At 67.0% G+C, this 12,651-nt stretch carries 12 protein-coding genes; 11 read left to right on the top strand and 1 reads right to left on the bottom strand.

Annotated elements, in window-relative coordinates; all coding sequences use genetic code 11:
* Positions 1–77 precede the first annotated feature (77 nt).
* Both WG901_RS13810 and WG901_RS13805 read left to right on the top strand, forming a co-directional pair.
* A complete protein-coding gene (locus WG901_RS13810) occupies positions 78–725 on the top strand; it encodes a TetR/AcrR family transcriptional regulator (protein ID WP_339587650.1) in 648 nt (215 codons plus the stop codon).
* 105 nt (positions 726–830) lie between these two features.
* Positions 831–3,284 carry a PhoX family protein gene (locus WG901_RS13805; RefSeq protein WP_339587649.1) on the top strand — a complete coding sequence of 818 codons (2,454 nt, stop codon included), beginning with the start codon at positions 831–833 and terminating at the stop codon, positions 3,282–3,284.
* Between the two features lie 283 nt (positions 3,285–3,567).
* Here the strand turns inward: WG901_RS13805 and WG901_RS13800 are convergent, their stop codons facing one another.
* Positions 3,568–4,128: a YqgE/AlgH family protein gene (locus WG901_RS13800; protein WP_339587648.1), complete on the bottom strand. Its 561-nt coding sequence runs from the start codon at positions 4,126–4,128 to the stop codon at positions 3,568–3,570.
* Between the two features lie 12 nt (positions 4,129–4,140).
* Here WG901_RS13800 and WG901_RS13795 point away from each other — a divergent pair, with 12 nt between their 5' ends.
* The 9 genes from WG901_RS13795 (at position 4,141) to WG901_RS13755 (ending at position 12,639) form a co-directional block, all read left to right on the top strand.
* A complete protein-coding gene (locus WG901_RS13795) occupies positions 4,141–4,905 on the top strand; it encodes a fumarylacetoacetate hydrolase family protein (RefSeq protein ID WP_339587647.1) in 765 nt (254 codons plus the stop codon).
* Positions 4,906–4,991: 86 nt separating this feature from the next.
* On the top strand, positions 4,992–6,164 hold the full coding sequence (locus WG901_RS13790; RefSeq protein ID WP_339587715.1) for a hypothetical protein: 1,173 nt from the start codon (positions 4,992–4,994) through the stop codon (positions 6,162–6,164).
* Complete coding sequence (locus tag WG901_RS13785) at positions 6,161–6,946, top strand: SDR family NAD(P)-dependent oxidoreductase (protein WP_339587646.1); 786 nt, start codon at positions 6,161–6,163, stop codon at positions 6,944–6,946. The genes WG901_RS13790 and WG901_RS13785 overlap by 4 nt, the downstream gene beginning before the upstream one ends.
* 168 nt (positions 6,947–7,114) lie before the next feature.
* Positions 7,115–8,305 carry a sulfotransferase family protein gene (locus WG901_RS13780; protein ID WP_339587645.1) on the top strand — a complete coding sequence of 397 codons (1,191 nt, stop codon included), beginning with the start codon at positions 7,115–7,117 and terminating at the stop codon, positions 8,303–8,305.
* The gene (locus WG901_RS13775; RefSeq protein ID WP_339587644.1) at positions 8,302–9,309 is read left to right on the top strand and encodes an alcohol dehydrogenase catalytic domain-containing protein; all 1,008 of its coding nucleotides are present in this window, start codon (positions 8,302–8,304) and stop codon (positions 9,307–9,309) included. Before WG901_RS13780 ends, WG901_RS13775 begins: the two co-directional genes overlap by 4 nt.
* A 117-nt stretch (positions 9,310–9,426) precedes the next feature.
* On the top strand, positions 9,427–10,491 hold the full coding sequence (locus WG901_RS13770) for a Gfo/Idh/MocA family protein (RefSeq protein ID WP_339587643.1): 1,065 nt from the start codon (positions 9,427–9,429) through the stop codon (positions 10,489–10,491).
* Positions 10,492–10,495: 4 nt separating this feature from the next.
* Positions 10,496–10,894: a carboxymuconolactone decarboxylase family protein gene (locus WG901_RS13765; protein ID WP_339587642.1), complete on the top strand. Its 399-nt coding sequence runs from the start codon at positions 10,496–10,498 to the stop codon at positions 10,892–10,894.
* 22 nt (positions 10,895–10,916) lie between these two features.
* Positions 10,917–11,783 (top strand): MBL fold metallo-hydrolase, encoded by an 867-nt coding sequence (locus WG901_RS13760; protein WP_339587641.1) that lies wholly within the window; start codon positions 10,917–10,919, stop codon positions 11,781–11,783.
* Positions 11,784–11,793: 10 nt separating this feature from the next.
* Positions 11,794–12,639 carry an SDR family oxidoreductase gene (locus tag WG901_RS13755; RefSeq protein WP_339587640.1) on the top strand — a complete coding sequence of 282 codons (846 nt, stop codon included), beginning with the start codon at positions 11,794–11,796 and terminating at the stop codon, positions 12,637–12,639.
* The last annotated feature ends 12 nt before the right edge of the window (positions 12,640–12,651 follow it).

The following is a 12,651-nucleotide window of genomic DNA, read 5'->3' as shown; positions in this document are numbered from 1 at the left end:
CCAGTTGGTATGGAGGGCTAGATGAGCCCGAGCCCCCACCTTGTCAACCCAAAAACCGTACTCTATAGTACGAAGATATGAAGACGCCTTCCACCCCTGCGCCGAGCCGCCGCGAAGCCAACCGCCACTCGCGGCGCGAAGCGATTCTCGACGTTGCGGCGCGATCGTTTCTCGAACAAGGTTACGCCGGCACGACGATGTCCGCGATTGCTGCAACGCTTGGCGGGTCGAAAGGAACCCTATGGTCCTATTTCGATTCGAAGGAAGTACTGTTCGGCGCAGTAATCGAACGCGTGACAAACGCGTTTCGCGCGCAGCTTTCGCTGATCCTCAATCCGAGCGATGGCGTCGAATCCGCGCTGCGCCGGTTCTGTACTGAATTCCTGCGCAAGGTGACCTCGCCGGAGGCGATCGCAATTCACCGGCTCGTCATGGGCGAAGCGGGTCGTTTTCCCGAAGTTGGCGAGATTTTCCATACACGCGCGCCTTTGCAGACCCAGACCTTGCTTGCCGATTTCCTCGAGGGCGCGATGGCCCGAGGCGAACTCCGGCGCGAAGAACCCTTGATGGCCGCACGGCAGCTTACGGCGCTTTGCCTCTATGGCGGACACCAGCAGATGCTCATGGGCCTGATCGAGAAGATGACGCCGGAGGCGATAGCGACGGAAGTCGAGCGAGCCGCCGCGACCTTCATGCGAGCCTACGCGCCCGAAGTGCCGTCATAAATCGGACAACAATCCGAAACCTTACTGACACCGTGCTGGAACACGGCTGTCATCGAGCGCCGTTAACGACTCGCCCGCCAAACACAAACCTTGGGGAAACGGGCGATGACAGACAATCTCGGACACATCAGCTATACCGACGGTGACGTCGACACCAACCGCTCGGCGAATCCCTCGCTGAACGAGATGGTCAATGAGCGCTATTCGCGCCGCCAGACGCTGTTCGGCGGCATGGCCACCGCGACGGCCGCCTTCTTCGGCACCTCGCTGCTCGCCGCCTGCGGCGACGACAACAAGGCCCCCGTGGTCAGCGCCGGTACCGCCGGCACCTCGAACTCGGGTCGCGTCGTCACGCTGAGCGGCACCGCCACCGACGACGGCACGATCGTCAGCACGAGCTGGACCCAGACGGCCGGCCCGACGGTGACCCTGACCAACGGCAACACGGCCACGGCGACCTTCATCGCCCCCAGCGTGAGCGCCGCGACCGAACTCAAGTTCACGCTCACGGTCACCGACGAAAAGGGCAAGGTCACCACGTCCGACACGACCGTGTCGGTCAGCCCCGCCGCGCTCGGCTTCACCGCCGTGCCCAAGAGCTTGACCGATCTGGTCACCCTGCCCGCCGGTTATACCGCCACGGTCGTCTACCGCCTCGGCGATCCGCTCGCAGCGGGCGTGACCGCTTTCGCCAACGACGGCACCGACAGCAACTACGCCCAGCGCGCCGGCGACCACCACGACGGCATGACCTATTTCGGCCTCTCGGCCACGGGCACGCCCGACGCGACGTCGAACACGCGCGGCCTGATGTGCATCAACCACGAGAACATCAACCAGTCCTATCTCCACCCGACCGGCGCGACATCGGGCAACCGTCCCTATGGCGAAGTCATCAAGGAGATCGAGTGCCACGGCGTCGCCGTCGTCGAATTCGCCCGCGCCGCGAGCGGTGCCTGGGGCTACGTCCAGGCCTCGACCTTCAACCGCCGCATCACGCCGTTCACGCCGATGGTCATCAACGGCCCGGCGCGCGGCAACGCGCAGCTCAAGACGGTCTATTCGCCCGATGCCACCCAGGCGCGCGGCACGATCAACAACTGCGCCAACGGCTATACGCCCTGGCAGACCTACCTGACCTGCGAAGAGAACTGGGCCGGCTACTTCCGTCGCGATGCCAGCGACGTCACCGCCCGCGCGGGAACCAAGCAGCAGACCTCGCTCGCGCGCTATGGCAAGGGCGCAGCCGCTACGGGCAACTATGGCTGGACCACGGCGACGGCGCCCGCCGGCGACACCAACATCGCCAAGTTCAACATCACGATCGACGCGACCAAGCCGGCCGACGGCACGGGCGATTTCCGCAACGAGATCAACCAGCTCGGCTGGGTGGTCGAGATCGATCCCTATGATCCGACTTCGATCCCGCGCAAGCGCACCGCGCTGGGCCGCATGAACCACGAAGGCGCCTGGCCGGGCCGTTTCGTCGCCGGCGTCAAGCCCGCCTGGTACCTGGGCGACGATGCGCAGAACGAGTATCTCTACAAGTTCGTGTCGAACACGGCCTGGGCCGCAGCCGACGCCGGCGCCACCAACCGCCTGGCGATCGGCGACAAGTACCTCGATGCCGGCACGCTCTATGTCGCCAAGTTCAACGCCGACGGTTCGGGCCAGTGGCTGCCGCTGGTGTTCGGTCAGGGTCCGCTGACCGCCGCCAACACCACCTACCCCTTCGCCGACCAGGCCGACGTGCTGATCAACGCACGCCTCGCCGCCGACGCGCTGGGCGCGACCAAGATGGACCGTCCGGAATGGACCGCGGTCAATCCGGCCAACGGTGAAATGTATCTGACGCTGACCAACAACTCGTCGCGCACGGTCGCCAACACCGATGCTGCCAACCCCCGCGCCTACACCGACCCCAAGGTCGGCGGCGGTTCGGCGACCAACGGCAACGCCAATGGCCACATCATCCGCCTGAAGGAAACCGGCGACACCACCGAGGCGACCGCGCTGACCTGGGACATCTATGCCTTCGGTGCAGGTGCCGATCTCGATGCGACGAACATCAATCTCTCGGGCCTGACCGCCGATAACGACTTCTCGTCGTGTGACGGTCTGTGGTTCGGTCGCACGTCGAACGCTTCGGGCCTGGTCAAGCCGCTGATGTGGATCCAGACCGACGACGGCGCCTATACCGACGTGACCAACTGCATGCTGCTCTGCTCGCAGCCCGGCACGGTGGGCGACGGCACGACCAAGACGATCACCAACACGATCGGCGCGACCAGCGGCACCCAGGCCACCCGCATCGGCGCCGCGCCGGGCGGCAACCTGCGCCGCTTCCTGGTCGGTCCGAAGGAATGCGAGATCACCGGCATCGATTCGACGCCCGATGGCCGCACGGTCTTCGTCAACATCCAGCACCCGGGCGAGAACGGCAACCCGGGCAACATCACCAGCAACTGGCCCCAGAGCCAGGCCGGCACCGCCTCGGGCCGCCCGCGCTCGGCGACGATCGCGATCACCAAGAACGACGGCGGCGTGGTCGGTCTCTGACCTTCACGCTCAGCGCAAAAGGGGAAGGGCTCGCTGCGGCGGGCCCTTTTTCGTTGGGAAGCGATGGGTGGCTGCTTTGTCGGCGGTTGTGGTCAGACCGCTGTCCTACATGAGCGGGTCAGGCTAGGCCGCCTGGGCTCTTTGCCATCGTCGATAGGACTCGTCACGGCTTCGCGCGACGGCACGAAGTGACGTCTTTCCGCGAGGTGGAACTTACCCCTTGGAGCCTGTCACTTTTGTCATTTTTGTCACCTTCGTCACTTTTGTCGCGGAAAGCGCCCTTTCACGCGTGACCGGTCTCGCTCGCGAGCAACGCCGGGTCGATGCCCTCGGCCTTCCAGGTCGCGGTCCAGCGGCTCTCGAAGGGGGTGCCGAACAGGACTTCGCTGTGCGCTTCGGCGGCGAACCAGCCGTGGTGGCGCATTTCCTCGTCGAGTTGGCCCGCGCCCCAGCCGGCATAGCCGAGCGCGATCAGCCAGTGCGTCGGGCCGCGCCCTTCGGCAATCGCGCGCAGGATGTCGAGCGAGGCCGAGAGCCCGCAGAGCCCGTCGATCTCGACCGTGCCCTGCCCGCCCCAGTCGGTCGAATGGAGCACGAAGCCGCGGCCGGGCTCGACCGGGCCGCCGTTGAGCACCTTGCAGTCGGGCGCCACGCCGGGGTCGATGTCGAGCTCGCGCAGCAGCTTGTGGAAGCGGATGCCCTCGCGCACGTGGCCGACCCCGATGCCGAAGGCGCCGTTCTCGTCGTGCATGCACATCGCGATCACCGAATGGTCGAAGCGCGGATCGAACATCCCCGGCATCGCCAGCAGCAAACGCCCCGATAGGTATTGGGCTTCCGTCATCTGCCTGCGATAATGGCCATTCGCACGGGGCACGACAAGCCGCTCTTGCCTGCCGGTCCCGCCTGCGGCACCTCCTGTGGCATGACCATGCTGTTCGACCTGACCGCCAATCCCTCGGTTCCCGTGATCGGAGAGGCCGCGCGCTTCCCCGTGCGGCGCATCTTCTGCGTCGGTCGCAACTATGCCGCCCACGCCAAGGAGATGGGCTTCTCGCCCGACAAGGACGCGCCGTTCTTCTTCACCAAGTCGCCCTGGGCGCTCTGCCAGAGCGGCGCGACGATCCCTTACCCGCTGGGCACGGCGAACTGCCATTACGAGATGGAGCTGGTCCTCGCGATCGGCGCGCCGGCCTTCCGCGTGGCCGAGGACGACGCCCTGGCGGCGGTCTACGGCTATGCCTGTGGCCTCGACATGACCCGCCGCGACCTCCAGAACGCCGCGCGCGACCAGGGCCGGCCCTGGGACTTCGGCAAGGACTTCGAGAACGCCGCGGTGATCGCCCCGATCACGCGCGCGGCCGACTTCGGCGCGGCCGCGGGCCAGGCGATCCGCCTGACCCAGAACGGCGAAGTCCGCCAGGACGCCAGCCTGACCGAGCTGATCTTCTCCGTGCCCGAGCTGATCGCCTATCTCTCGACCTTCTACCACCTCGAGCCCGGCGACCTGATCTACACGGGCACCCCCGCCGGGGTTGGCCCGATCGCCTTGGGCGACAGGCTCCTGGGCACGATCGACGGACTGACCCCGGTCGAACTGGCGATAGGGCCGGCGGACTAGCCATTCCCCGCTTGCCAAAGATAAGATAGCATATACTATCTAATGGCGAATCCCGGCAGGACCGGGTGCGGGAGAGTGCGATGACTATCGAGATCGAGCGGGCGATCCTGCCCTATCTGGCGGACCTCGAGGGGGCGGTGGACAACCTCGCGCAGACCTGGCGCCCCGAGGACCCGGCCTATCGCGCCGATCTCTACCGCCAGACGATGACGAGCCTGTCCTTCGCCTATTTCATGTATTTCCACGCCACGCCCGAGCATCCCGACTGGGGGCCGCTGTGGAACCCGGTCTACACGCTCCAGCCGAATCCCGACGACATCTACGTCTTCACCCCGATCCGCGGCGACCTGACCTATCGCGTCAGCGGCAACCGCGGCACCTGCAAGATCCTGTCGTTCACGATCCAGGGCAAGATGTCGGGCACGGTCGACCAGATGCCGCGCCCCAACGCGCACAACGACTACGACGACACCGACCTCGGCCTCGCACTCGGCGAGGACTTCGAGGTCGTGTTCAGCGCCGAGCGGCCCGCGGGCTACACGGGCAAGTGGGCGCAGATCGATCCCCAGGCCGGGGCGATGTACCTGCGCTACCGCCGCTACGACTGGGCCAACGAGACCGATCCCGAACTGTCGATCGAATGCCTGAGCCCGGTGCCGCCCAAGCCCCGCCTCACCCCCGAGCAGATCCTCGACAAGATCCGCGAGATGGCGAAGTTTCCCAAGCGCAAGACCAACCTCTACTTCGCCATGCAGAACGGCGTGATGGACCGCGTCGGCTGGAACGTGTTCGAGCCGATCCGCATGCAGGGCGCGTTGGTCAAGCAGGTCTACTGGCCGGCGAACTTCCAGTTCGATGCCGACGAGGCGCTGATCGTCGAGACCGAGATTCCCGCGCACGCGCCCTACTGGAACATCCAGCTCAACGACCCCTATTTCAACGCGCTCGAATACGTCTACCGCCTGTCGAGCACCAACGGCGCGATGGCCAAGCTCAGCAGCGACGGCAAGTTCCGCGCGGTGATCGCGCTCGAGGACCCCGGCGTGCCCAACTGGCTCGACCCCGCGGGCTTCCTCGAAGGCGGCATCTACGGCCGCTGGTACGATTGCGACAGCGAGCCGCTGCCGACGATCAAGCGCGTGAAGCTCGCGACCTTGCGCGACCACCTGCCCGCCGACACCCCCGTCGTCACCCCCGAGGAGCGCGACGAGGAGCTGCGCACGCGCGTCCGCGCCTGCCAGCGGAGGCGGCGCTGGTGATCGCCGACCAGCTCGACTTCTCCGGCCGCGTTGCGATCGTCACCGGCGGCGCCACCGGCATCGGCTATGCCACCGCGCTCCAGCTCGCCAAGCTCGGCGCCTCCGTGGTCATCTGCAGCCGGACGGTCGCCGAACTCGAAGCCGCGGCCGCCCGGATCGCCACGGAGAGCGGCCAGCGCTGCCTGGCCGTGCCGACCGACGTCAAGGACGAGGCCGCGGTGATCGCGCTGGTCGAGCGCACGGTCGCGGAATTCGGCCGCATCGACGTGCTGGTCAACAACGCCGGCGGCACGCGCATGGGCCCGCTCGAGACGATCCCGACCAAGGGCTGGGACTCGATCTTCGATCTCAACGTCAAGTCGGCCTATGTCGCCACGCGCGAGGTGGGCAAGCACATGATCGCGCAGAAGTCGGGCGCGATCGTCAACATCTCCTCGGGCGCGGGCGAGAACGGCGTGCGCGGCGGCGCGCACTATTCGGCGGCCAAGGCGGCGCTGCAGATGTTCACGCGCGTCACCGCCGCCGAATGGGGCAAGCACGGCATTCGCGTGAACTGCGTCGCCGCCGGCGCCATCGCGAGCCCGCGCGTGCTCGACGCCTGGCAGGTCGCGGGGCTCGAGCCCGAGACGATGGGCCAGGCGATCCCGCTGCGCCGCACCGGCACGCCCGACGAGATGGCCAACATGATCGTCTTCTTCGCCAGCGACGCCGCCTCCTACATCACAGGTCAGACGATCGGCGTGAACGGCGGCCCGGCGCTCGGCGGCATGCCCGATGTGTGAGCTGGTTCATCCTCCCCGGTACGGGGAGGGCGACCGCCTACGCGCAGCGGCGGTGGTGGAGGGGGCTCTCCTCCCACGCCGCGCTTGGCCGAGAACCCCCTCCGTCAGCGCTACGCGCTGCCACCTCCCCGTACCGGGGAGGATTTCATCTCCAAGGGACCTGACCACATGGACCTGACCTACGCTCCCCCCGCCCGGTTCCGCGATGCGCTCGACCAGCTCCACGACGTCGTCGCGCGCGAGGTCGGCAGCGACGATTTCGGCCCGGCCGACTACCTGCCCGGCCTCAAGGTCTTCCTCCAGTCGATGGACTACGACCCGCGCTTCACCGAGCACGGCCACCGCGCCGCCTGGGGCCAGGTCGTGCACGTGCTCAAGGGCCGCGCCCACGCGATCAAGGCGATGAAGGCAAACCCCGGCTTCGACGCCAGGCCGATCGTCAGCCCCGTGGTCATCACCGGCGTGCCGCGCACGGGCACGACCGCGCTGCACCGGCTGATGGCGGTCGATCCGCGCTTCCAGGGGCTGCAGACCTGGCTGCTCGACAGCCCGATGCCGCGTCCGCCGCTCGACAGCTGGGCCGCCTATCCCGAATTCCAGAAGTCGATGGCGGTGATCGAGGCGCGCTATGCCGCGGCGCCGCAGAAGCGCGCGGCGCACCACATCGCCGCTGAGGAGGTGCACGAATGCTGCATGCTCCTCTACCAGAGCTTCAATTCGAACATCCTGTCGTGCTCGTGGTCCTCGGCCACCTACGACGCCTGGCAGCGCAGCCAGGACGAGCGCGCCGCTTACGACTATTACTACAAGTGCGTGCAGCTTATCGGCATGAACGATCCCGACAAGCGCTGGCTGCTCAAGAACCCCGGCCATATCGAGAACCTCGACCTGCTCTTCGCGGTCTATCCCGATGCCAAGGTGATCCAGACGCACCGCGACCCGGCCAAGGCGATCCCCAGCCTGGTCTCGCTGCTGATGAACCTGCACCCGATCTATGAGGAGGGCCGCTACGACCAGCGCGCCGAGAACATGCTCGTGCGCGAAGTGAACGTCTGGTCCGACGCCGTGCGCCGCTGCGACAGGGTACGCGAACAGCATCCGGGCCAGGTGCTCGACGTGGTCCACGCCGATTTCCATCGCGATCCGATGGGCGTGCTCGAACGGATCTATGCGTTCATCGACATGGACATCCCCGACGACACGCGCGCGGCGATGGCCCAGCGGATCGAGGACAAGCCCGAACTCGCGCGCGGCGCGCACCGTTATGCGATCAAGGATTACGGCATGACCGAAGAACAGGCGCGCGAGCCGTTCGGCGACTATATCCAGCGGTTCGATCTGGTGGAGAAGAAGGCATGAAAGCCGCAATCTATGCCGGACAGGGCGGCGCGATCACGATCGAGGACCTGCCCAATCCCGAACCGGGGCCGCTCGACGTCATCATCAAGGTCGCGCGCTGCGGCATCTGCGGCACCGACCTGTCGATGACCAAGGGCGGCATGTGGGACTTCGGTGCGGGCGTGCAGTTCGGCCACGAATATGCCGGCGAGATCGTCGAGGTCGGCAAGGAGGTGACGAGCTTCCAGGTAGGCGAGCGCATCGCCGTGCTGCCCTCGGTGTCCTGCGGCGAATGCCAGTCCTGCCGCGCGCACGGCAACAACGTGCTCTGCGGTGCCAGCCCCGGCTCGGCCATGGCCGGCTTCGCCGAATTCGCCCGCGTCCCCATCAGCGTCGCCACGCGGCTGCCCTCGGTTCTGTCGATGGCCGACGGCGCGCTGATCGAGCCGCTGGCAATCAGCCTCTATGGCGTCAAGCTCGCGCAGATCCAGCCCGGCGACCGCGTGCTCGTGCTCGGCGGCGGCACGGTCGCGCTCTATGCGATCTACTGGGCACGGCGCCTCGGCGCGGGCAGGATCGTCGCCATGTCGCGCTCGTCGCGGCGCAAGGACCTGAGCCTCGAAATGGGCGCCAACGCCTTCGTGCCCTATGGCGACAACGAGATCGGCGAGGTGATCGAGGCCCTGGGCGGCAGCCCGCAGCACGTGTTCGAATGCGTCGGCGCCGAGGGCATGCTGATGAAGTCGATCATGCACGTCAGCCAGTTCGGCAAGGTGGTCAGCCTCGGCTTCTGCACCGCGCCCGATCCGGTGATCCCGGGCTTGGCCAGCTACAAGTGCGCCTCGATCCAGTTCGCAGTCGGCTATTCGATGAAGGAGTTCCTCTACATCGCCGACCAGATGGACAAGGGCCACTGCGATCCCAAGGCGATCGTGACGAACACGGTGCCGCTCGGCGATCTGGCCGGCACGATGCAGAAGCTGCGCGGGCCCAACGAAGAGACCAAGGTCCACGTCGTGATGTGAGGTGGCGCTGGCATGCTTCGACAAGCTCGGCATGAGCGGACTTGGGGGCGTGCGGCAAAGAACAAGATCCGCTCGGCCTAAGCTTGTCGAAGGCCCGAGCGCAACGGGAGACCCATGATGACCGCCCCCATTCCCGCGCTCGTGGTCGGCACCGGCTTCGGCTGCCGCATCCACGTGCCTGCCTTGCGCGCGACCGGTTTCGAGGTCGTCGGTCTCGTCGGCAACACCCCCGAGAAGCTGGCCAAGCGCGCCGCGCAGAACGGCATCGCCCGCCATTTCACCGATCTCGACGAGGCGATCGCGGCGACCGGTGCCAAGGTCGTGACCATCGCCACGCCGCCCAGCACCCACGCCGCGCTGACCTTGAAGGCCATCGCCCACGGCTGCCACGTCGTCTGCGAAAAGCCCTTCGCGGCCGATGCGATCGAGGGCCAGGCCATGCTCGACGCCGCCGAGCAGGCCGGCGTCTTCCACATGGTCGCGCACGAGTTCCGCTGGCTGCCCGATCGCGCGCTGTTCGGCCGCGCCATCGCCGAAGGCCTGATCGGCGATCCGCGCTTCCTGGTGATGGACCAGTTCATCCCGTTCTGCGCCGATCCCGAGACGCCGTTGCCCAAGTGGTGGTTCGACAAGGCCTCGGGCGGCGGCTGGCTCGGCGCCGGCGGCTCGCACCTGATGGACCAGATCCGCGCCTGGCTCGGCGAGTTCGAGGACGTCAGCGCCAACCTGTTCCTGACCTCGGATCGCCAGGCCGATGCCGAGGACTCCTACTCGATGCGCTTCCGCATGAAGAACGGGGTCGAAGGCTCGATGCAGCAGACCGCGGGCGCCTGGGGCCCCTCGGCAACGCTCTGGCGCTGCGCGGGGACCAAGGGCACGGTCTGGATCGAGGCCGGCAAGGTCTTCGTCGCCGACAAGAGCGGCACGCGCGAGCTCGCGGTCACGCCCGATCTCGAACTACCGCCCGCCCCGCCCGCCGAGGAGGGCGCGCGACGCATGTCGCACTTCGAGATCGGCCCGTTCACACGGCTGTGCGAGGCGCTGCACGCCGGGATCGAGGGAAAGCCCTCGGGTTCGCCCGTGCCCGTGCCGACCTTCCGCGACGGCCTCGCCTCCATGCAGATACTCGACGCGATGCGCGCTTCGTCCGACAAGGGCGGCGCGATAACGAAAGTGGGATGAGACGATGAGCGACAACCCGATCGACAGGGGCCAGGCCCTCTTCGCCGAGATATACGGCCAGGACATGGCCGACGGCTGCCGGGCCTTCGCAGAAAGCGATCAGGGTTTCGGCCCACTCCAGGCCCGGTGGACTCTCGAACTGCCCTTCGGCCAGGTCTGGACGCGCGAGGAACAGCTGCCCCGCAAGCTGCGCAGTCTGGCCGTGCTCGGCATGCTGATCGGCCAGGGCCAGTCCGAGGAGATCAAGTACCACACCAAGATGGGTATGAAGAACGGCCTGACCCGGCAGGAACTCGAGGAGGTGTTCTACTCGGCGATTCCCTATTGCGGATTTCCCATTGCCAACACGGCGAAGGCGGCCATGCTCGAGGCCTTTGCGGAACTGGACGCGGCCGCCGAATAAGGCCCGCGCAAGGGAGAAGGCGATGGACAGGTTCACCGTCGGCGAGGCGACGATTCATAGGGTCGAGGAAATGACCGCGCCGATGCCGCTGGCGATGTTCGGCGCGGACCTGGTCGCGCAGAACGCCGGCTGGCTTCATCCGCGCTGGGCGAATGCCGACGGCACCTGGGACATGGTCGTGCAGTCCTGGATCGTCGTGGTCGACGGCCGCGTCGTGGTGATCGACCCTTGCGTCGGCAACGGCCGCAGCCTGCCGCACTTCCCGCTCTTCGACCAGCTCGACACGCCGTTTATCGAGCGCTTCGGCGCCACCGGCATCCGTCCAGAACAGGTCGACTTCGTGTTCTGCACCCACCTCCATTCGGACCATTGCGGCTGGAACACGACTTTGCGCGACGGCCGCTTCGTGCCGACCTTTCCGAACGCCCGCTACCTGCTCGCCCAGCGCGAGCTCGACCGCTGGAACCCCGACCTGCCCGGTTACCGCCACGTGCCCGAGAACGCCGGCATCTTCGCCGCCAGCGTCGAACCGGTGATCGCGGCAGGCCTCGTCGACGTGGTCGCCGAGAACCATCGCATCTGCCCGAGCCTCGAGACGCAGCCCGCCTACGGCCACACGCTCGGTCATTCGGTGGTGCATCTGGACTCGGCCGGGGAGCAAGCGTGGTTCACCGGCGACGTGTTCCATCACCCGATCGAGCTGATCCACCCCGAGATCGACGCGGGTACTTGCGACGACTTCGCGCAGACCCTGATCACCCGGCGGCGGCTGATCGATCGCTTCGTCGCGACGGGTGCGCTGGTGATCCCCGCGCACTTCGTCGCGCCGCACGTCGGCCACCTGCGTGAGATCGAGGGGCGGCGGGTATTCCAGGCTTACGGACAATGAGGAGAGGACAATGAGCAATCTCGACGGGCTGGGCCAGGGCCTGGGCTACAAGGACAAGACCGTGGTCGTCACCGGCGGCGCCTCGGGCATGGGCGAGCAGGTCGCGCGGATTCTCGGCGAACTGGGCGCGAAAGTGCACATCGTCGACATCCAGCAGCCCAAGGTGGCCCACGCCAGCTTCCGCCAATGCGACCTCTCGGACTTCGCGCAGGTCCGCGCCACCGCCGCGGGCCTCGCCGACGTCGGGCCGATCGATTTCGTCTTCCCCTGCGCCGGCCTGCCGCCGCACATCAAGGGGCCGCTCTACTGCATGCGGGTCAACTACATCGGCACGCGGCTGTTCGTCGAAAGCCTGCTCCCTTCCGTGCGCGACGGCGCGGGCATCGCGCTGATCAGCTCGGACGCGGCGATGGGCTGGCAGAAGAACCTGGCACAAAGCCTGGAAATGCTGGCGATCTCCGACCCCGACGAGGCCTATGCCTGGTGCGAGGCCGATCCGACCAGCCGCGTCCGCGACGGCTATACGAGCTCGAAGGAAATGCTCGTGGTCTGGGTCCAGAACAAGGCGGTCGAGCTCGGCAACACGCGCCGCATCCGCCTCAACGCGATCGGCCCCTGTCCGACCAAGACGGCGTTCGTCGACCAGTCGAAGGACATCATGACCGACGAATTCATCGCCGCCTGGCCCTTCCCCTCGCTCGGCCGCATGGCCACGGCCGAGGAGCAGGCCTGGCCGCTGATCCTGATCAACAGCCCGCTCTGCGGCGCCGTGACGGGATCGTTCCTCTACACCGACCAGGGCTTCGCCAGCGGCGTCTTCACCGGCGCGATCAGCCCCGCCTTCATGGGGGGCTGACCGGCGGCGACG

This window comes from Novosphingobium anseongense (genome assembly GCF_037482895.1).
GTDB classification, from domain to species: Bacteria; Pseudomonadota; Alphaproteobacteria; order Sphingomonadales; family Sphingomonadaceae; genus Novosphingobium; species Novosphingobium anseongense.
Note: the sequence above shows the minus strand (reverse complement) of the source record. Positions and strands in the feature narration are given on the sequence as shown.